The 19,796-nt window shown below is 65.3% G+C and carries 15 protein-coding genes and 1 tRNA gene; 1 reads left to right on the top strand and 15 read right to left on the bottom strand.

What is annotated here, in order from left to right; translation table 11 throughout:
- Window positions 1-151: 151 nt before the first annotated feature.
- Both rlmB and rnr read right to left on the bottom strand, forming a co-directional pair.
- Window positions 152-904 (bottom strand): 23S rRNA (guanosine(2251)-2'-O)-methyltransferase RlmB, encoded by a 753-nt coding sequence (rlmB, locus tag OGL92_RS04285; RefSeq protein ID WP_263140929.1) that lies wholly within the window; start codon window positions 902-904, stop codon window positions 152-154.
- Window positions 901-3,627 (bottom strand): ribonuclease R, encoded by a 2,727-nt coding sequence (gene rnr / locus OGL92_RS04290; RefSeq protein ID WP_263140933.1) that lies wholly within the window; start codon window positions 3,625-3,627, stop codon window positions 901-903. The genes rlmB and rnr overlap by 4 nt, the downstream gene beginning before the upstream one ends.
- A 202-nt stretch (window positions 3,628-3,829) precedes the next feature.
- Here rnr and OGL92_RS04295 point away from each other — a divergent pair.
- A tRNA-Leu gene (locus OGL92_RS04295) sits at window positions 3,830-3,916 on the top strand.
- A 418-nt stretch (window positions 3,917-4,334) separates the two neighbouring features.
- Here the strand turns inward: OGL92_RS04295 and OGL92_RS04300 are convergent.
- The 13 genes from OGL92_RS04300 to OGL92_RS04360 all read right to left on the bottom strand — a co-directional run bounded on the left by OGL92_RS04300 (window position 4,335) and on the right by OGL92_RS04360 (window position 19,755).
- Complete coding sequence (locus OGL92_RS04300; RefSeq protein ID WP_263140936.1) at window positions 4,335-4,610, bottom strand: hypothetical protein; 276 nt, start codon at window positions 4,608-4,610, stop codon at window positions 4,335-4,337.
- Between the two features lie 97 nt (window positions 4,611-4,707).
- A complete protein-coding gene (locus OGL92_RS04305; RefSeq protein WP_263140937.1) occupies window positions 4,708-6,642 on the bottom strand; it encodes a methyl-accepting chemotaxis protein in 1,935 nt (644 codons plus the stop codon).
- A 145-nt stretch (window positions 6,643-6,787) separates the two neighbouring features.
- Complete coding sequence (locus OGL92_RS04310) at window positions 6,788-8,083, bottom strand: adenylosuccinate synthase (protein ID WP_263140938.1); 1,296 nt, start codon at window positions 8,081-8,083, stop codon at window positions 6,788-6,790.
- Between the two features lie 53 nt (window positions 8,084-8,136).
- A complete protein-coding gene (locus OGL92_RS04315) occupies window positions 8,137-9,324 on the bottom strand; it encodes an ATP phosphoribosyltransferase regulatory subunit (protein ID WP_263140940.1) in 1,188 nt (395 codons plus the stop codon).
- Between the two features lie 313 nt (window positions 9,325-9,637).
- Entirely contained in the window at window positions 9,638-10,507 is an 870-nt protein-coding gene (hflC, locus tag OGL92_RS04320) for a protease modulator HflC (RefSeq protein WP_263140942.1), read from the bottom strand.
- A complete protein-coding gene (gene hflK / locus OGL92_RS04325) occupies window positions 10,507-11,673 on the bottom strand; it encodes an FtsH protease activity modulator HflK (protein WP_263140944.1) in 1,167 nt (388 codons plus the stop codon). Before hflK ends, hflC begins: the two co-directional genes overlap by 1 nt.
- A gap of 95 nt (window positions 11,674-11,768) precedes the next feature.
- A complete protein-coding gene (gene hflX / locus OGL92_RS04330) occupies window positions 11,769-13,070 on the bottom strand; it encodes a ribosome rescue GTPase HflX (protein WP_263140946.1) in 1,302 nt (433 codons plus the stop codon).
- A 13-nt stretch (window positions 13,071-13,083) separates the two neighbouring features.
- Window positions 13,084-13,332 (bottom strand): RNA chaperone Hfq, encoded by a 249-nt coding sequence (hfq, locus tag OGL92_RS04335; RefSeq protein ID WP_143489131.1) that lies wholly within the window; start codon window positions 13,330-13,332, stop codon window positions 13,084-13,086.
- Between the two features lie 94 nt (window positions 13,333-13,426).
- Window positions 13,427-14,401 (bottom strand): tRNA (adenosine(37)-N6)-dimethylallyltransferase MiaA, encoded by a 975-nt coding sequence (miaA, locus tag OGL92_RS04340; protein ID WP_263140951.1) that lies wholly within the window; start codon window positions 14,399-14,401, stop codon window positions 13,427-13,429.
- Between the two features lie 57 nt (window positions 14,402-14,458).
- Complete coding sequence (gene mutL, locus OGL92_RS04345; protein WP_263140952.1) at window positions 14,459-16,357, bottom strand: DNA mismatch repair endonuclease MutL; 1,899 nt, start codon at window positions 16,355-16,357, stop codon at window positions 14,459-14,461.
- On the bottom strand, window positions 16,354-17,781 hold the full coding sequence (locus OGL92_RS04350; RefSeq protein ID WP_263140953.1) for an N-acetylmuramoyl-L-alanine amidase: 1,428 nt from the start codon (window positions 17,779-17,781) through the stop codon (window positions 16,354-16,356). The genes mutL and OGL92_RS04350 overlap by 4 nt, the downstream gene beginning before the upstream one ends.
- Before the next feature lie 4 nt (window positions 17,782-17,785).
- Window positions 17,786-18,217: a tRNA (adenosine(37)-N6)-threonylcarbamoyltransferase complex ATPase subunit type 1 TsaE gene (tsaE, locus tag OGL92_RS04355; RefSeq protein WP_263140980.1), complete on the bottom strand. Its 432-nt coding sequence runs from the start codon at window positions 18,215-18,217 to the stop codon at window positions 17,786-17,788.
- Window positions 18,218-18,255: 38 nt separating this feature from the next.
- Window positions 18,256-19,755, bottom strand: a complete 1,500-nt coding sequence (locus tag OGL92_RS04360) for an NAD(P)H-hydrate dehydratase (protein ID WP_263140957.1) — start codon at window positions 19,753-19,755, stop codon at window positions 18,256-18,258.
- Between the last annotated feature and the right edge of the window lie 41 nt (window positions 19,756-19,796).

Consider the following 19,796-nt stretch of genomic DNA (forward strand, 5'->3'; position numbering starts at 1 on the left):
GCAAGGAGTGAATGTTTCGGGGTGTCTTGCCGGAGCGAGGGCGCGCAAGCGCCTGCCCGGACGGCAAGGCGCGACATTCTAGAGAAGGCCTCCGGCACACGCAAGGCGAAGTGGCGATTATTTGAACAATCCGGATCGAAGGCGGCGGGGCTCAACCCGTCCTTTTCGCCTGCCGTTGCCGCAAGGCTTCGAACAGGCACACGCCGGTCGCCACCGATACGTTGAGGCTGCTGACGCTGCCCGCCATCGGCAGCTTGACCAGGTAATCGCAATGTTCGCGGGTGAGCCGCCGCATGCCCTTGCCCTCGGCCCCCATGACCAGCACGGTGGGGCCGGTCATGTCCTGGCGGTACAGCTCCTGTTCGGCCTCGCCGGCGGTGCCGACGACCCAGAGCCCGCGCTGGCGGAGCTTCTCCAGGCTGCGCGCCAGGTTGGTCACCGCCACCAGCGGGATCACCTCCGCCGCACCGCAGGCGACTTTGCGCACGGTGGCGTTGAGGGTGGCCGACTTGTCCTTCGGCACGATCACCGCCAGGGCACCGGCGGCATCGGCGGTGCGCAGGCAGGCGCCGAGGTTATGCGGATCGGTCACGCCGTCCAGCACCAGCAGCAGCGGCGGCCCTTCGGCACGGTCGAGCAACTCCTCGAGCATGGCCTCGCCCCAGACCTGGCTGGGGCTGACCTCGGCGACCACGCCCTGGTGGACGCCCTCGACCCAGGCATCCATTTCCCGACGCTCGCATTGACCGACCGCCACGCGCCCCTGGCCCGCCAGCTCGAGCAGGACCTTTACGCGGGGATCGTCGCGTCCCTCGGCCAGCCAGACCTGCTTGACCCGCTTCGGGTGGTGACGCAACAGCGCTTCCACGGCATGCACGCCGTAGATCTTTTCCAACTGACTCATGACGTGGCCTTGGGCTTACCGGGAGCGGAAGGACCCGCGGCTTTGGGCTTGGACGGCCCCTTGCGGTGCCGGGGCTTGCCGGGCTTGGCGTCGGCCCCGGCAGCAGGCGCGGCATTCGAGCCCTTCGCCTTCTTCGCGGCGGGCTTGCCGGCTTTCGCGGTGGACTTGGACTTTTTCCCGGCGGCGCCTTTGGAGGCCTCGGAAAGCAGCGCCTGCTTGACCGCCCGGCTCTTGCGCACGTCGGTATTGCCGAGCATTTCCTCGGCCTGGGCAAGGATTTCCGGGGCAACGGCGGGCAGGGCCTGGACCTTGCCCGCTTTCGAACGCCGGGGCATCACCGCCGCCTGGGGTTCGGCCGTCGACGCGACGGGTGCGGTCACGGCGGGCGTCGGTTCGCCACGGCCACGTTTCCTGGCGGGACGGGCATCGCGCGAAGCCTTCGGCGTATCGGCCGAGCCGCGCTTCTTGCGGCCGACCGGTGCGTTGAGCACGGTTTCGGCCAGTTCGAAATCGATCTTGCGCTCGTCCAGGTCGACCCGGGCGACCCGCACTTCCACGGTGTCGCCGAGGCGGAAACTACGCCCGCTACGCTCGCCGGACAGGCGATGGTGGATCGGATCGAAGTGGTAATAGTCGCCGGGTAGCGCGGTGACGTGCACCAATCCTTCGATGTAGATATCGGTCAGCTCGACGAACAGGCCGAAGCCGGTCACCGCCGAAATCACCCCGGGGAAGGTCTCGCCGACCCGCTCGCGCATGTACTCGCACTTCAGCCAGTTGGTGACGTCGCGGGTCGCCTCGTCGGCGCGGCGCTCGGTCATCGACGACTGCTCGCCGAGCTGCGCCAGGGCAGCTTCGTCATAGGGATAGATCCGCGCTTTCGGCATGCTGCTGGCACCGACGCGCTGCACGTGCTCGCTGGCCACCTTCGAGCGGATCACGCTGCGGATCGCCCGATGGGTCAGCAGGTCCGGATAGCGGCGGATCGGTGAAGTGAAATGGGTGTAGGCCTCGTAATTCAGGCCGAAATGCCCTTGGTTGTCGGGGCTGTACACCGCTTGGCTCAGGGAGCGCAGCATCACGGTCTGGATGAGGTGGTAGTCCGGACGCTCGCGAATGGTCTGCAGCAGCGCCTGGTAATCGCTTGGCGTGGGTTCGCCCTTGCCGCGGTTGAGGGTCAGCCCCAGTTCGCCGAGGAACAGCCGCAGCTTCTCCAGACGTTCCGCCGGCGGGCCGTCGTGCACCCGATAGAGCGCTGGAATGGCGTGTTTCTCGAGGAACCGCGCGGTGGCCACGTTGGCGCAGAGCATGCATTCCTCGATCAGCTTGTGCGCGTCGTTGCGTTGCGTCGGGCGAATCTCGGCGATCTTGCGATCGGCGCTGAAGACGATGCGCGTCTCCTGGGTCTCGAAATCGATGGCGCCGCGCACGTGGCGCGCGCCCAGCAGGACCTGGTAAAGCTTGTAGAGCTGTTGCAGGTGCGGCACCAGATGCGGCAACTGCTCGGCCAACTGGCGACCCTCGGCCGAGTCCGGGGTCTCGAGCAACTGGCTGACCTTGGTATAGGTCAACCGCGCGTGGGAATGGATCACCGCTTCGTAGAACTGGTAACCGGTCATCTTGCCGGTCCGCGACAGGGTCATCTCGCAGACCATGGCCAGGCGATCGGTCAGCGGATTCAGCGAACAAAGGCCGTTGGACAACACCTCCGGCAGCATCGGGATGACCTTCTCGGGGAAGTACACCGAGTTGCCGCGCTTGCTCGCCTCGGCATCCAGCGCCGAGCCGACCTTCACATAGTGCGAAACGTCGGCGATGGCCACGAACAACCGCCAGCCGCCGCCTTTGCGCGCCTCGGCGTAGACCGCATCGTCGAAGTCGCGGGCATCCTCGCCATCGATGGTGACCAGCGGCAGGCTCCGCAGGTCGACGCGTTTTTCCTTGTCCTTCTCAGCCACCTCGGGCTTGAGCTTGGCCGCTTCCTTGACCACCGCATCCGGCCACTCGTGGGGAATGTCGTAGCTGCGCAGGGCGACCTCGATCTCCATGCCGGGCGCCATGTAGTCGCCCAACACCTGTTCCACCTCGCCCTGGGCCTGGCGGAACCCGCTCGGCCATTGGTCGATGCGCACCTGGACGAACTGTCCGTGCTGCGCCGCGCCCTGCTTGCCCTGGGGGATCAGCACCTCCTGCTGGATCTTCGGATTATCGGCCACGACCCGTGCGATGCCGCTCTCCTCGAAGAAGCGCCCGACCAGGTGCTCATGGGCACGGGACACCACTTCCACCAGCGCACCCTCGCGGCGTCCACGGCGGTCGAGGCCGGAAACGCGCGCCAGGGCACGGTCGCCGTCGAACACCAGGCGCATCTGCGCGGGGCTGAGGAACAGGTCATCGCTGCCATCGTCGGGAATCAGGAAACCGAACCCGTCGCGATGACCGCTGATGCGGCCGCAGATCAGGTCCAGCTTGTCCACCGGGGCATAGGTGCCGCGGCGGGTATAGATCAGTTGAGCGTCGCGCTCCATGGCTCGCAAGCGTCGGCGCAGCGCTTCGAGCTGCTCCTCGCTGGTCAGGCCAAACTCTTCGATCAGTTGTTCGCGATTGGCCGGCGCGCCCCGCTCGGCGAGGTGCTGCAGGATGAGTTCGCGGCTGGGAATGGGATTTTCGTATTTTTCCGCCTCGCGGGCGGCCTCGGGGTCGAGGGTTTTCCAATCGGCCATCAGAGAGCCTTCACCTTTTCGTCAGTTCATGTGCCATGCGCTTATTAAGCGCGAAAACGCTGCCGCGGTCAGCTTCGGCGCGCGATTAAAAATTTTTTCACAACAGGGGTTTACAACATATGAACCCGTCCGTATAGTGCGCCACCACAACGACGGCAAACGTTGTTGTAGTTGAAGAAAGCGAGTGATCGCCGGACTCAACGCCCAGGTGGCGGAATTGGTAGACGCACTAGGTTCAGGTCCTAGCGATGGCAACATCGTGGAAGTTCGAGTCTTCTCCTGGGCACCACCTACACAGTTCAAGATGCTTCAACAAGCACCTTGAACACAGAGAAACCGGCCTTAGCGCCGGTTTTTTTGTGCCTGCATGAATCACCATAGACCAGCCTGACTCTTCGTTGCAGTGTATGGCCTGTCGTATCGACGCCAAGTCTCGAGCATTGCCATACAGCCATGCATGAGATGCAGCAGTAGCAAAGCGCCGCTTTCTTGGCCGATACCGCCCTCGCATCGCTCGAATCCGAAGCCAAATAGACGCGAAATAGGGAGCGTCGCGACTTCGCGCCCGGAAAATCCGTACTACTCCCCCGCCCCGATTATCTCCTTGCAGACAGCTGAAATGCGTTACGCGAGCGGCTCACGCCCTAATGAAATGCCTATCGCTTAAGGACGTCCGCCGTGCCCCGGCCGGTCGCTCCCGACTTTATTCACTCGATGACCAGCGCCAACAAAACCAAGATGAGCAATGCAACGTAAATGCGTGCATGCATTCGATCCGGGATTCTATTCGCGAAGGGCAGAGCGAAACGAACGCCCACCCATGCCCCCAGGGTCAACAAAGCGAAGGCCGGAAGATAGACGTAGCCCAGGAATCCGTTGGCCAATCCCTCTGACTCGAACCGACCGGTAGCCATGTACATCAGCGACCCCACCAATGCGACGGGTACGCTTAGCGGATTCGCCAGCGCTGTCGATTGCGCCATGCCCTAGACGCCTTCGATCCGTTCAGTCGCCGGTTAACCAGCCGACCGGTTCAGCTTGAGCTTCCAAAGACCCGGGCGACGTCCCTCCGCCTTTTCGTCAGGCGCGGAACTGTCCCAGGCTGGCTTTCAACTGGGCCGCCAGCTTGTCCAGCACCCTGCCGCTGGCGGCGGTGGCCGCAACCGCCTCGGCGGCCCGCTGCGCCTCGGCATGGATCACCTCGACACGCCCCCGAACCGCATCGGCGCCCGCCGCCTGGTGGGCGGCCGCCAGGGTGGCGGCGTCTATCGCCTCGTGCACTTCGTCCACCGCGGATTGGATCGACTGCTGCAACTGGCGGCTGTCGCGCAGAGCGGCCAAGCCCTCGCCCGCCTGCTGCCCGGCCTGGCCGATGGCCGCCACGGCCTCTTTCGCTCCACGCTGCAAGGCCCCGATATGCGCCTGGATATCGCCCGTGGACTGCTGGGTCTTGCTGGCCAAGGCTCGCACTTCGTCGGCCACCACGGCGAAACCCCGGCCGCTCTCGCCGGCCCGCGCCGCCTCGATGGCCGCGTTGAGGGCCAGCAGGTTGGTCTGTTCGGCGATCCCGTGGATAACCGTCAGCACCACCTCGATCTGCTCGCTCTGCCGCGCCAGGCGCTCGATCACTGCGGAGCCGGTCTCCACCCGGGTGACCAACTCTTCGATCAAACCACCGACTCGCGACGCGATGGCCGCGTTGTCGTGGGCCGCCTTGCGGATCGCCGCCACCCGCTCGAGCGCCTCTTGCATGGTGCGGCTTTCCGCCTGGGCCTCGGCCGCCATCTCCGCCAGGGCCTGCAGGCTCACCGCCACCTCGTCGCGCTGACGCGAGGCGGCCGCTTCGGCGGCCGCGCTGCGGGAAGACAACCCGCTGATCTCGGTACCCGTGCGCTCGGCCACCTCGCCGGCTTCGCGGACGATGGGCTGGAGCTTGGCGACGAACCGGTTCACCGCCGAAGCCATTTCGCCCACTTCGTCGCGGCTGTCAATTTCGACTCGGCGGGTGAGGTCGCCCTCGCCCGCGGCCAGATCGTTGAGCGCGGCGATGAGCAACAGCAGCCGATTGACCACTCGACGCCCGAGGACGATCGCCAACGTCAACAGTACGCCCAGGCCCACCACCACCAGGCCAAGCCCGATGCGCCAGCGCAGGTCGGACTCCGCGTCATGCACCGCGCCGCGCATCCCCGTGGTCATGCTGGAGGCGGTCTCCTGGGCGGACTTCAGACGCGAGGTCAGGGCCGCCGAACTGTCGGCGGCGGCTCCCGTCAGACTATCCGCCACCAATTGATCGCTGCTGGCGATGAGCACGCCAAAGCGCTTGTCCAAGGCCGCCAGCTCGCTGTCGATGGAGGCCGTGGAAACCCCCATGAGCACCTTGCCGATCTCGACGCCATTGGGACTGATGGATGACTCCACGAAAAATACCGAGGGATCGTCTTTCGCCGCATTCAATACTTTATCGAGCGCCCGCGCGCCCTGCCCTTTCTCCAGCAATGCCTTGATTTGCGCGTTGTCGCGGTTCAGGTAGCGCGTCAGATGCTGGCCCTCGGCGTCGTCGTAGATCACGAAGAGCACGTTGGGGTTGCGCTGCGCCCTTCGCGCAAACTCGGACAACGTCGGAATGTCGGCGTCCCACATGGCCCGGGGCGCGACGGCGGCCAGCAGCAGCGCCAGATCGTTGGCGGAATCCTTGAGGCCTTTTTCCAGGCTCACCCGCATTTGCTGCTGTTCCTGCGAGAGCCGCGCGGTGAGCCCCTTGGTCAACCCCTCGCGGGTACGTGTCGAAAGTCCGCCCAGGCTGGAAGACACTTCGTCACCCGCCGCCTTCAACTCGGTCGAAAGGCGTTCGGTGTCGGTGCTGAGGCGGTTGCTCAGGTCGGCCATCAGGGCTTGGACGGTGCTTTGGGTCAGAGCGAGCACCACCACCACTTGCACCAGAAGCGCGATGCCCAAGGCGATGAACACGGGTAGCAGCAGGCGGCTACGGAGCAATGAGAGGACGGCTGACACGATTGATTCCTCCAACGACCGTCAATTGAAGACGGTGACTTCAAGGGATTTATAGCTCATAGCAAAGGCCATGCCGCGAAGGAAGACAATTTTCTCTCCAGGAACGAAAACGGGCCGCGATGCGGCCCGTTCGTTTCGTTCCCGGTCAGGAGTAAGGATGGCGCAAGACGATGGTCTCGTGGCGATCCGGGCCGGTGGAGATGATGTCGATCGGCGCGCCGACCAGTTCCTCCACGCGCTTGATGTAGGCACGCGCATTGGCCGGCAACTCTTCCAGGCTTTTCACGCCCAGGGTGGATTCCGACCAGCCCGGCACTTCTTCGTAGACCGGCTGCAGGCCGATATAGCTGTCGGCATCGGTGGGCGCATCCACCAGCACGTCGCCGTTCGAGTCCTTGTAGCCCACGCAGATACGAATGGTATCCAGGCCATCGAGCACGTCCAGCTTGGTCAGGCAAAGGCCGGAGATGCTGTTGATCTCGATGGCGCGACGCAGGATCACCGCGTCGAACCAGCCGCAGCGACGCGCGCGCCCGGTGGTCGCACCGAACTCATGGCCACGCTTGGCGAGAAAAGCGCCGGTTTCGTCGAACAGTTCGGTGGGGAACGGCCCCGAACCCACGCGAGTGGTGTAAGCCTTGGTGATGCCCAGGATGTAGTCGAGATACAGCGGACCGAAACCCGAACCGGTGGCGGTGCCACCCGCCGTGGTGCTGGAGCTGGTGACGAAGGGGTAGGTGCCATGATCGATGTCGAGCAGCGAGCCCTGCGCGCCCTCGAACATGATGTAGGCGCCTTTCCTGCGCAACTCGTGCAGGCGCGCGGCGACATCGGTGATCATCGGGCGCAGCATGTCCGCGTAGCCGAGAGCCTCGTCCAGGGTTTTCTGGAAGTCGACCGCGGGCTCCTTGTAGTAGTGCTGCAGCACGAAGTTGTGGAAGTCCAGCAGCTCGCCCAGCTTGGCGGCGAAACGCTCGCGGTGGAACAGGTCACCGATGCGCAAGCCGCGACGCGCCACCTTGTCCTCGTAGGCCGGGCCGATCCCGCGCCCGGTGGTGCCGATCTTGGCGTCGCCGCGGGCCTTCTCGCGCGCCTGATCCAGGGCCACGTGATAAGGCAGGATCAGCGTGCAGGAAGGGCTGATGGACAGGCGCTCGCGCACCGGCACGCCTTTTTCCTCCAGCTTGGTGATTTCGCGCAGCAACGCGTCCGGCGCCACGACCACGCCGTTGCCGATCATGCACTGCACGTTCTCGCGCAGGATGCCGGACGGGATCAGGTGCAGGACGGTCTTCTCGCCATCGATCACCAACGTATGGCCCGCATTGTGGCCACCTTGGTAGCGCACCACCGCTGCGGCCTGGTCGGTGAGCAGATCGACGATCTTGCCCTTGCCCTCATCACCCCACTGGGTACCCAGGACGACGACGTTCTTACCCATAACACTTGTCCTCTTCGCGGAAGCTAGATGCCGGCATGCCGGCGGAAAACGATTCAGGGCGCCAAGGGCGCGATCTGCCAGCGGCCTTCGCTCAACACCAGGCGGCGGTCGCAGCCCGCCTCGGGCGCGTCGGCATCGACCTGGCCAGGCAGGGCCTGTACGACCCGCTGGCCTTCACGGCGCAGGCGCTGCACGGCCTGCCATAGATAGACGTCATGGCTGTCCGGCGCCCAGATACCCTGGGCGGGCTCGTCCAGCACCAGGCGGCCGAGACTTACCAGCGTCTTGAGATCGGTGGAAAACCCGGTCGCCGGCCGCGCACGCCCGAAGTCGGCGCCAATCCCATCGTAGCGCCCGCCCTGGGCGATGGACTGACCGACGCCCGGCATGAACGCGGCGAACACTACGCCCGAGTGATAGTGATAGCCGCGCAATTCGCCCAAGTCGAAATAAAGGGGCAATTCGGGGTAACGCACGCTCAGTTCGTCGGCGATGGCCATCAGGTCGTCGAGGGCCGCATGCACGTCGCCGGGCGCCTCCACCAGACAGGCCTGGGCCAGCTCCAGCACTTCGCGACCCCCGGACAGCTCGGCCAGCGCGCGCAGCATCGAAGCCAGGCCTTCGGGCAAGCCCTCGGTCAGCGCGGCGATCTCGTCCATCGCCTTGCGCTGCAGGGCATCGAACAAGTTCTGTTCGGCCTCGCCGGAAAGACCGGCGGCGCGAGCCAGGCCCCGATAGATTCCGACATGGCCCAGGTCCATGTGCACGTCCGGCACCTGGGCCAGGTCCAGGGTATCCAGCATCAGGCTGATGACTTCGACGTCGCTGGCGGGGCTGGCGTCGCCGTACAGCTCGGCGCCCAACTGGATCGGGCTACGGGAGGTGGAGAGCGCACGGGGCTGGGCGTGCAAGACGCTGCCGGCGTAGCAGAGCCGGCTCGGCCCTTCGCGGCGCAGCGTATGGGCGTCGATCCGTGCCACCTGCGGGGTGATGTCCGCGCGAAAACCCATCAGCCGCCCGGAGTAGGGATCGGTGACCTTGAAGGTCCGCAGGTCCAGATCCTGGGCCGCGCCCGTCAACAAAGACTCCAGGTACTCGATATGCGGGGTGACGACGAACTCGTAACCCCAGCGTTGGAACAGGTCCAGCACCTGCCGGCGGGCCGCTTCGATTCGCGCCGCTTCGGGCGGCAGAACTTCTTCGATCCCATCTGGCAGCAGCCAGCGATCTACCGTTGCCATTTCGCCATTTCCTTCTCGATCGGGCGGCAAGCCTTCAATGAAGCCGATGCAGGAGCCCCGGCGCATGAACCCCGAAGCGATCCCCGAATCCAGGTACGCCCGCGAAAGCGCCGGGCGGATAACGCATCGCGCCGGATCGCCAAAGGTCCGAACGAAGCGCTTTCGGCATCGGCACGGCTGAAAATGCGTTGCCGGACCCTGCCGCGGGATTCCCGCGGGCGTAAAAAAGCCGGGATTTTTCCCGGCTGATTCATGATACCACGTTTTCTTTTTGGGTCACCCCGGCAGGCGACAAGCGCCTGCCGGGAGACACTCAGGGCTTGGCTTTCTGCAGGTAGCGGAAGAACTCGCTGTTAGGATCCAGGACCAGCACGTCGCCTTTATTGGAGAAACTTTCACGGTAGGCCCTCAGGCTACGGTAGAAGGCATAGAACTCCTGATCCTCCCCATAGGCCTGGGAATAGATCGCCGCAGCCTTGGCATCACCGTCGCCGCGTGCTTCCTCGGCCTGGCGATAGGCGTCCGCCAGGAGCACCCGGCGCTGACGATCCGCATCCGCACGAATGCCCTCGGCCAGTTCACTACCCTTGGCCCGGTGCTCGCGCGCCTCACGCTCGCGCTCGGTGCTCATCCGCTCGAACACGCTGCGGTTGACTTCCTTGGGCAGGTCGATGGCCTTGACGCGGACATCCATCACCTCAATGCCCAGCTCCTTGCCCGCCATGCGATTCAGCGATGCGGTGATGTCGCCCATCAGGGCATCGCGCTCACCGGATACCACCTCATGCAAAGTGCGCTTGCCGAACTGGTCGCGCAGACCCGCCTCCAGACGCCGGGACAAACGCTCGTCGGCGATCTGCTTCATGCCGGAAGTGGCGGTGTAGAACCGCTCGGCGTCGAGCACGCGCCATTTGGCGAAGGCGTCGACCATGACGGCCTTCTTCTCCAGGGTGAGGAAGCGCTCGGTGGGCGAATCCAGGGTCAGCAGACGCGCGTCGAACTTGCGCACCTGGTTGACGTACGGAATCTTCACATGCAGGCCCGGGGGAACGTCGGCTTCGACGATCCGACCGAAGCGCAGCATCACCGCCTTCTCGGTCTGCAGGACGATATAGAAACTGTTCCATGCCACCAGCGCGACGACCACGCCGAAGATCAGGGCGATCAGCGATTTATTGCTCATCAGCGACTCTCCCTCGAACGCAGATCACGCTGCTGCAAATCGGTAGCCACACGCGAACCGATATCGGGCGCGCTGCTGGTCACCGTGCTCGGCGTACCATTGGCCGCGCCGCGGTTGTCGATCATCTTGTCCAGCGGCAGGTACAGCAGGTTGTTCTGGCCTTTTTCGCCGGTCACCAGCACCTTGCTGGTGTTGCTGAAGACTTCCTGCATGGTGTCCAGGTACAGGCGCTGGCGCGTCACTTCGGGCGCCTTGCGGTACTCGAACACCAACTTGGTGAAGCGATCGGCCTCACCCTGGGCGCGCGATACCACTTCGTCGCGGTAGCCGTTGGCATCTTCGATGATGCGCTGGGCCTGGCCGCGGGCCTCGGGAACGACGCCATTGGCATAGGCTTCGGCCTGGTTCTTCGCACGCTGCTCGTCTTCGCGGGCACGAATCACATCGTCGAAGGCTTCCTGCACTTCGCGCGGCGCGGCGGCGCTCTGTACGTTGACCTGGGTGACGGTGATCCCGGTACGGTAGGTATCCAGGAAGCGTTGCAAGCGCTGCTTGATCTCGCTGGCCATCAATTCGCGGCCCTCGGTCAGCACCTGATCCATGGCAGTGGAGCCGACCACGTGGCGCAGGGCGCTCTCGGTGGCGTGCTGCAGGCTGACTTCGGGTTGGTCAACGTTGAGCACGAAATCCTTGAGGCTGGTGATCTTGTACTGAACGGTCAACGGGACTTCGACGATATTCTCGTCCTCGGTGAGCATCTGGCCCTGCTTGCTGTAGGCCCGCTCACGGGTGACGTTCTCCTGGAAGCGCTTGTCGAACGGCGGGAAATACAGGTTTAGGCCGGGACCTACGGTTTCGTAGTATTTCCCGAATCGCAGGACCACGGCCTGCTCCTGCTCATCCACTACGTAGATGGCGTTGTACAGCCAAAGAATGGCCAATATCCCCAAAACGATGCCGATCAAGCCGTAGCTGCCGCCTCTGCGGCTGCCCGAGCTGTCGCCGCCACCGCTGCGTTTCTTTCCGCCGAACAGTCCGCCAAGACTCTCCTGCAGCTTGCGGAAGGCCTCATCCAAATCCGGTGGCCCCTGCTTGCTACCGCCTTTCTTGCGGCCGCCCCAAGGATCCTGATTGTTCGAGTTGCCACCCGGCTCATTCCAAGCCATAGCGCTCTCCATCTGATAAAGCGAAGACGCGCCCACGGCGCGCCCGCCAATGCTACCGAATGCCCGCCATGCACGGCAAAACCGTGTGGCAAGCTTTATTGCAAAGTATGTTGCTCGATGAACGCGTCCGGCTCCCAGCCTTCCCGACTCACCAGACGATTCAGCTCGATCCTCGGCAGCCGCACCGCCAACAGGGTCTCGCCAGCCTCGTCATGGGCCTCGGATTGCACCGCCCCCAATTCGAAGAATTGTGCACGCAGCCTAGCCAGTTTCTGCGAGAGACGCAGAGTGCCGACGAAAAGGTTTTCCCCGAGCAATTCGGCGATCGCCTGCTTGAGCAGATCGAGGCCCACCCCGTCGCGGGCGGAAAGCCAGACCCGCTCGGGATTGCCTTGCGCGTCGCGCTGGATATGCGGCTCGACGCCCTCGAGAAGATCGAGCTTGTTATACACCTCAAGGATCGGCAGTTGCTCCGCGCCGATTTCGGCGAGTACCGCCAGCACTTGCTCGATCTGCAACTGCCGATCCGGCTCGTGCGCATCGATCACATGCACGAGCAGATCGGAATTGCTCGACTCCTCGAGCGTGGCGCGAAAGGCCTCCACCAGCTTGTGCGGAAGATGGCGAATGAAACCCACCGTATCCGCCAGCACGATGGGCCCCAGGTCATTCAAGTCCAACCGCCGTAGCGTCGGGTCGAGCGTGGCGAACAACTGATCGGCCGCGTACACGTCGGAGGTGGTCAGCGCATTGAACAGCGTGGATTTGCCGGCGTTGGTGTAGCCCACCAGCGAGACGGCCGGGATTTCCGCGCGCTTGCGGCCGCGCCGCGCCTGCTCACGCTGGCTGCGCACCTTTTCCAGGCGTTGCTTGATCTGGCGGATACGAACGCGCAGCAGGCGGCGGTCCGTTTCCAGTTGGGTCTCGCCCGGACCTCGAAGGCCGATGCCGCCCTTCTGCCGCTCAAGGTGGGTCCAACCCCGCACCAGCCGGGTACTCATATGGTTCAGTTGGGCCAGCTCGACCTGCAGCTTGCCTTCGTGGGTACGGGCACGCTGGGCGAAGATGTCCAGAATCAGGCCCGTGCGATCCAGCACGCGACACTCGAAAGCACGCTCGAGGTTGCGTTCCTGGCTGGGCGTGAGGATGTGGTTGAAGATGACCAGCTCGACCTGCTCGTTCCTGACCAGGTCGTGCAATTCCTCGACCTTGCCGCTACCGATGAGGTACTTCGCCGTAGGCTGATGTCGCGGGACGGTGACCAGGGTCACCGTATCCGCGCCAGCGGAGCGTGCCAGCTCCTGAAACTCCTGCGGGTCTTCCCGCACCTCGGGGTTCTGGCCTTCCAGATGAACCAGAATGGCCCGTTCACCGCCTCCCGGGCGCTCGAAGAACAATACAGACTCCCTATCAGGCGTTGCCCGGCTCTAGTGGCTGATCGGCGGTGGGCAGGCGAACCGGACGGCTCGGCACCACGGTGGAAATGGCATGTTTGTACACCATCTGGCTGACGGTGTTTTTCAGAAGAATGACGAACTGGTCGAAGGACTCGATCTGGCCCTGCAGCTTGATGCCGTTCACCAGATAGATGGAAACCGGGACGCGTTCCTTACGCAAGGTATTGAGGTAAGGGTCTTGTAGCGAATGCCCTTTTGACATGTGCCGCACTCCTTAAGGGATGAACCATTCATAGGTATCAAATGAGAAAAGTGTTCGGGAAGCTCGTCGGAAAGACGGATGCGGCCCTGAGGTCTCATTTCAATATGGAGACCCCTTCCAGGTATTTCAAGGTACGGGACAGATTGTCGCAGGCCAGGCTGTCCAGCCAGTGTAAACCAGCCCAACTGCGCAGCCAGGTGAATTGCCGCTTGGCCAACTGGCGGGTGGCGATGATGCCACGCTCTTCCATTTCGGCACGGCCCAGGTTGCCATCGAGGTAATCCCACACCTGGCGGTAACCCACGGCGCGTATAGACGGCATCCCCGCGTGCAAATCGCCCCGCCCACGCAAGGCTTCGACTTCCTCGACGAACCCCTGTTCCAACATCAGGCGAAACCGCTCGGCGATGCGCCCGTGCAATACCTGACGCTGCGCCGGAGCGATCGCCAAGTGCGCGACAGTATAAGGCAATTGCGCCAGACCCGGCGCCTCTGCGGCGGTATTTTGCGCCCGTTGAAGCTGGCGGTGGACGGTCATCGACAGTCCGCTGACCCGATAGACCTCCAGCGCCCGGACGAGCCGCTGCGGATCGTTGGGATGGATTCGCGCCGCGGACTCCGGATCGACCGCCGCCAATTCCCGGTGCAAGGCCGGCCAGCCCTCGCGCGCGGCCTGCGCTTCCAGCGCCGCGCGCACGGCGGGATCGGCCGGCGGCATGTCCGCCAGCCCCTCCAGCAACGCCTTGTAATACAGCATGGTGCCGCCGACCAGCAAGGGAATGCGCCCGCGGGCCGTGGCATCTGCCATCGCCGCCAGGGCGTCGGCGCGGAACTCGGCGGCGGAGTAACTCTGCGCCGGGTCGCGGATATCGATCAGATGATGCGGGTGGTGCGCCAGAACGGCGGCATCGGGCTTGGCCGTGCCGATGTCCATGCCGCGGTAGACCAGCGCCGAATCCACGCTGATCAACTCGCAGGGCAGCGCCTGCGCGAGAGCGAGGGCAAGATCGGTCTTGCCTGCGGCGGTCGGTCCCATCAGGAAGATCGCGGGGGGCGGCTTGAGGCTCATGACAACTCGGAGAAGGCGGAGAATCGAACCAAGGGCGCGGCGATTCCCTATGGATGGCTAGCGCCCGCGCAGGAACAGCTTGTCGAGGTCGTCCATGCCCAACTGGGTCCAGGTCGGACGGCCATGGTTGCATTGGCCGCTGCGTTCGGTGTGCTCCATGTCGCGCAGCAGTCCATTCATTTCCGGCAGGGTCAGTCGCCGGTTGGCGCGCACGGCGCCATGGCAGGCCATGGTGGCGAGGAGCTCGTTGAGGTGCGCCTGGATTCGATCGCTGGTGCCGTACTCGAGCAGATCGGCCACCACGTCGCGCACCAGTTGATTCGCCTCGGCCTGCTTGAGCAGCGCGGGGATCTGGCGGATCGCCAGGGTTTCCGGCCCCAGGCGCTGCAATTCGAAACCGAGGCGCTGGAACCAGGAAATATGTTCCTCCGCGCAATCGGCCTCGCGCTGGCTCACGGCGATGGATTCGGGCACCAGCAACGGCTGGCTGCGCAACCCCTCGCTCTCCATGGCGGTCTTCAACCGCTCGTAGGTGATCCGCTCGTGGGCGGCGTGCATGTCCACCAGCACCAGCCCCAGGTTGTTCTCGGCGAGGATATAGACCCCCTTCAACTGTGCCAGGGCATAGCCCAGCGGCGGCACGTCGCCCTGGGCGTCGGGCAGGGCCGGCGCGCCTTCCGGCAGCGGCGCGAAGAACTCCCGGTAGGCGCCCTGGGCCTCGGCCAGGGGCACGCCGGGACCGGGGCGCGGCGCCTGGTAACCGGAGCCCGCGCCGCCCGACGACGGACGCCAGTCGCTGCTGGGCGGGGGCGTCTCGAGTAAGGCGGCGGCGAGGCCCATTTCGCCCTGGGGGCCGAACTCCCCCGCGGCCTGGCCGCTGGGACGCAACATGCCGGACACGGCGGCGGGGGCCGCCAACTGGTCTTCCGGCCGCACCTCGCCCAAGGCGCGGTGCAAGGTCCCGTAGAGGAAGTCGTGGACCATGCGACCGTCGCGGAAACGCACTTCGTGCTTGGTGGGGTGCACATTGACGTCCACCACCGCGGGGTCGACCTCGAGGAACAGCACGAAGGTCGGATGACGGCCATTGAACAGCACGTCGCGATAGGCCTGGCGGACCGCGTGGGCGACCAGCTTGTCGCGCACCATGCGGCCATTCACATAGAAGTACTGCAAGTCCGCCTGGCTGCGGGAGAAGGTGGGCAAGCCGACCCAGCCCCACAGGTGCAGCCCGTTGCGCTCCACTTCGATGGGCAACGCCTGCTCCAGGAAGGCGGAGCCGCACACGGAGGCGACGCGCCGCGACCGGGAGATGTCATCCGCCGCTTCATGCAGGGCGAATACCGTTTTCCCGTTGTGCCGGAGGTGGAACGCCACGTCGAAACGCGCCAGGGCCAGGCGCTTGATGACTTCCTGCAGATGATCGAACTCGGTTTTCTCGGCACGCAGGAATTTACGCCGCGCCGGGGTATTGAAGAACAGGTCGCGCACTTCCACCGAAGTGCCCACCGGATGCGCCGCCGGCTGGACCCGGGGTGCCATGTCGCGGCCTTCGGTTTCGACCTGCCACGCCTGCTCGGCGTCGCGGGTACGGGAAGTCAGGGTCAACCGGGCCACCGAGCTGATCGAAGCCAGCGCTTCGCCGCGGAAGCCGAGGCTCATCACCCGCTCCAGGTCTTCCAGCTCGCGGATCTTGCTGGTGGCGTGGCGGGCCAGGGCCAGCGGCAAGTCGTCGGCGTCGATGCCACCGCCGTCGTCGCGAACCCGCAGCAACTTGATCCCGCCCTGCTCGATCTCCACGTCGATGCGCCGCGCACCGGCGTCCAGGCTGTTCTCCAACAGCTCCTTGATCACCGAAGCCGGGCGTTCGACCACCTCGCCGGCGGCGATCTGGTTGGCCAGGCGCGGCGAAAGCAGCTGGATGCGCGCGCCTGTGTCCGAGGAAGACGCGATCATTCCTGCGACGCCAGGGCAGTGGTCGGAATACTCAGCTTCTGGCCGACCTTGACGGTGTCACGGGTCAGCCCGTTGGCCTTGCGCAAGGCCGGCAGGCTGACCTGGTAACGCTGGGCGATGGTCGCCAGGCTCTCGCCGCTGGCCACCCGATGCTCCCGGGGCGGCTCGACGGCACTGCCTTGGTCGCGAAGCATGGCGAGGTAGGTGCCCGGCGGCGGGTTCTGCATGAAGAACTGGCGCACGCCGGTGGTGATCGAGCGCGCCAGGACCTGCTGATGACTGGCGCTGGTCAGCTTGAGCGCTTCGCCCGGGTTGGAGATGAATCCGGTCTCCACCAGGATCGACGGGATATCGGGGGACTTCAGCACCATAAATCCGGCCTGTTCGACGCGACGCTTGTGCAGCGGCGTCGAGCGTCCGATGTTGCTCAGGACCTTCTGGCCGACGTTCAGGCTGGACGACAGCGACGCGGTCATCGACAGATCGAGCAGCACGCCGGCCAGCATGCGGTCCTTGTCGTCCAGGCTGACGCTGCCGACGCCCCCGATCAGGTCGGAGCGGTTCTCGTTGTCCGCCAGCCAGCGCGCGGTCTCCGAAGTGGCGCCGCGATCCGAAAGGGCGAATACCGAGGCACCGAAGGCCGAAGGGCGCGGGGCCGCGTCGGCATGGATGGAAACGAACAGGTCGGCGCCCTTCTTGCGGGCGATCTCGGTGCGTTTACGCAGGGGAATGAAGTAATCGCCAGTGCGGATCAGCTCGGCGCGGAAGCCTTTTTCCTGGCTGATCTGCTGTTGCAGGTACTTGGCGATGGCCAGGGTCACGTCTTTCTCGTGCTGGCCCTTGGCGCCGATGGCACCCGGGTCTTCGCCCCCGTGACCGGCATCGATGGCGATGACGATGTCGCGCTTGCCGCCAGGCACGCTGGGCAATTTTGCCGCCGGTTGGGCTGGGGTCACCGGCAACTGGGGCGTGCCGGCGGTCGCGGTGACCGGCACGCTCGGCGGGGCGCCCGCGTCCTGGTCGAACAGGTCGACCACCAGCCGGTTACCGTATTGCTGGTTGGGCGCGAGGGTGAAGCTCTTCGGCGTGACCACTGAGGACAGGTCGATCACCACGCGGACGTCGTTGGGCGTTCGTTGCGCCGAGCGGATGCTGGTGATCGGGGTGTTGGCGAAATTCAATTGGTCGAGCTTGGTGGAGAGTTGCGCACCGTTGATGTCGATGACCAGGCGATTCGGCGCGCTGAGGGTGAAAACGCTGTGCTGGACCTGGCCGGACAGGTCGAAAACCAATCGGGTGTTGTCCGGCGCACGCCACAGGCGTACTCCACGGACTTCGGCGGCGCCCAGGGCATCGACGGCGAACATAGCCAACAGCAGCGCCAAGCCGGCATACAGTGCGCGCAAGCGCATATTCCACCCCACCTTCTTATTCAAACTGGTTGGCCAGTGCGATGCACCAGACCTCGCCGCGCGCGCTGCACGGCTGCAGAAGCAACCGCCGACCGCTCCCGTGCGGGCTAATGGTAATGTCCAGGTCGGCCTTTGGCAAAATGCCTGCACCGCGCTGCGGCCATTCCACCAGGCACAGTGCGTCGCCGGCGAAGTAATCGCGGATGCCGAGGAACTCCAGCTCTTCCGGGTCCACCAGGCGGTACAGGTCGAAGTGGAAAGCCCTGCGCTCGCCCAGCTCATAGGGCTCCACCAAGGTGAAGGTCGGGCTTTTCACCGCGCCGACATGGCCCAAGCCGCGGATGATTCCGCGGGACAGGGTGGTCTTGCCCGCCCCCAGATCGCCGTGCAGGTAAAGGATGCCGCGGCCGTCGGTGGCCCCGGCCAGGCGCGCGCCCAACGCCAGCATGGCGTCTTCGCCTTCGACGTCCAGGGTCACTGCGCGATTCACGCCTGGCAAGGTGAAACCTCCTCGAGCAATTGGCGGATGGCCGGGATGAGGTCGCTGGCGGTCATGCCGCGGCCCCGGCCACCCAATTGCTCGCCGGCCCGGGCATGCAGCCAGACTGCCAGGCAGGCAGCCGGATAGGCCTGCATGCCCTGGGCCAGCAGACTTCCCACCACACCGGCGAGTACGTCGCCGAAACCCGCGCCGGCCATCGCCGGATGACCGTGATCGCACAGCCGCAACGGCTCTCCGGGCGCCGCTATCAGGCTGCCGGCCCCCTTGAGTATCACGCAGCAGCCATAGCGCGCGGCCAATTCCCGGGCCGCGGCCGGGCGGTCGGCCTGGACCTCGGCGGTGGAGCGGCCGAGCAGGCGCCCGGCTTCGCCCGGATGGGGAGTGATCACCGCGCCCTTGGGCAGGCTCACGCCGCCTTCGGCCAGCAGGTTCAAAGCATCGGCGTCCCAAACCTGCGGCACCGGGCGGCGGCAGGCTGCGCTCAGCAGGCTGCGCCCCCAGGCCTCCTGGCCGAGGCCGGGGCCCACCACCAGGACGTCGGCTTTTTCCGCCAGCGCCAGCAATTGATTGGCCGAGCGCAAGCCCTTGCTCATCACTTCGGGAAGACGCGCCAGGGCGGCGCCGACGTGCTCCGCACGGGTCGCCAGCGTCACCATGCCGGCGCCAGTGCGCAGGGCGCTCTCGCTGCTCAACAGGATCGAACCGCCCAGGCCGATGTCACCGCCCACCGCCAGCAGGCGCCCGAACTGCCCCTTGTGGGCAGTCTTCGGACGGGGCGCCAGCTTCGGCACTGTCTCGCGGGTCAGGCGCTGCGCCACGCTCGGCGTTTCGCTCACCCGTTCCGGGTCCGCCTGCAAATCGTCGAACTCCAGATCACCGACCATCTCCGGCCCCTCGCCAGTGAATAAACCGAGCTTGAGACCGATGAAGGTCAGGGTCAGTTCGGCCCGCACCGCCACATCCGCGACATGCCCGCTGTCCGCCATCAGCCCGGAAGGGATGTCCACCGCCAGAACCGGAAGGCCGGATGCGTTGATCCAGCGGATCGCCGCGGCGCAAGGCGCGCGCAGTTCACCCTTGAAGCCGGTGCCCAGCAGCGCGTCGACCAGGACGCCTCGCGCTTGTGCCTCCGTGCTCCAGGCCTGCACCGTTACGCCGGCCTGCCACGCATCCGCATGGGCCCGCGCGGCATCGCCCGCCAATGCACCGGGGTCGCCAAGGCTCAGGACTTCGGCGGACCAGCCCGCCCGCCGGGCGAGCGCGGCGATCAGGTAACCGTCGCCGGCGTTGTTGCCGCCGCCGGCCAGCACGGTCAGCGCGCCCGCCCTCGGCCAGCGCCGCAGCACGGCGCGCCAGGCCGCGCGAGCGGCCCGTTGCATCAGCTCGAAACCGGGGGTTCCACTGGCGATCAGGCGTGCATCCAGGTCGCGGACTTGGGCGGCGCTATAAAGAGAAGAGGGCAGATCGTCGAGAATAGCGTTCATGCGAGTCGGCTGCGGCGGCTGGGTCTGGCAGAATTATACGC

The sequence above is a fragment of the Pseudomonas sp. RIT-PI-AD genome, from assembly GCF_025642785.1.
In the GTDB taxonomy this organism is placed as follows: Bacteria; Pseudomonadota; Gammaproteobacteria; order Pseudomonadales; family Pseudomonadaceae; genus Pseudomonas_T.

Bases quoted from the DNA above. Each gene is read 5' to 3' on its own strand.
- rlmB (WP_263140929.1), bottom strand. From the start codon at position 904: ATGAGTCAGTTGGAAAAGATCTACGGCGTGCATGCCGTGGAAGCGCTG.
- rnr (WP_263140933.1), bottom strand. From the start codon at position 3,627: ATGGCCGATTGGAAAACCCTCGACCCCGAGGCCGCCCGCGAGGCGGAA.
- OGL92_RS04300 (WP_263140936.1), bottom strand. From the start codon at position 4,610: ATGGCGCAATCGACAGCGCTGGCGAATCCGCTAAGCGTACCCGTCGCA.
- OGL92_RS04310 (WP_263140938.1), bottom strand. From the start codon at position 8,083: ATGGGTAAGAACGTCGTCGTCCTGGGTACCCAGTGGGGTGATGAGGGC.
- OGL92_RS04315 (WP_263140940.1), bottom strand. From the start codon at position 9,324: ATGGCAACGGTAGATCGCTGGCTGCTGCCAGATGGGATCGAAGAAGTT.
- hflC (WP_263140942.1), bottom strand. From the start codon at position 10,507: ATGAGCAATAAATCGCTGATCGCCCTGATCTTCGGCGTGGTCGTCGCG.
- hflK (WP_263140944.1), bottom strand. From the start codon at position 11,673: ATGGCTTGGAATGAGCCGGGTGGCAACTCGAACAATCAGGATCCTTGG.
- hfq (WP_143489131.1), bottom strand. From the start codon at position 13,332: ATGTCAAAAGGGCATTCGCTACAAGACCCTTACCTCAATACCTTGCGT.
- miaA (WP_263140951.1), bottom strand. From the start codon at position 14,401: ATGAGCCTCAAGCCGCCCCCCGCGATCTTCCTGATGGGACCGACCGCC.
- mutL (WP_263140952.1), bottom strand. From the start codon at position 16,357: ATGATCGCGTCTTCCTCGGACACAGGCGCGCGCATCCAGCTGCTTTCG.
- tsaE (WP_263140980.1), bottom strand. From the start codon at position 18,217: ATGCTGGCGTTGGGCGCGCGCCTGGCCGGGGCCACCGACGGCCGCGGC.
- OGL92_RS04360 (WP_263140957.1), bottom strand. From the start codon at position 19,755: ATGAACGCTATTCTCGACGATCTGCCCTCTTCTCTTTATAGCGCCGCC.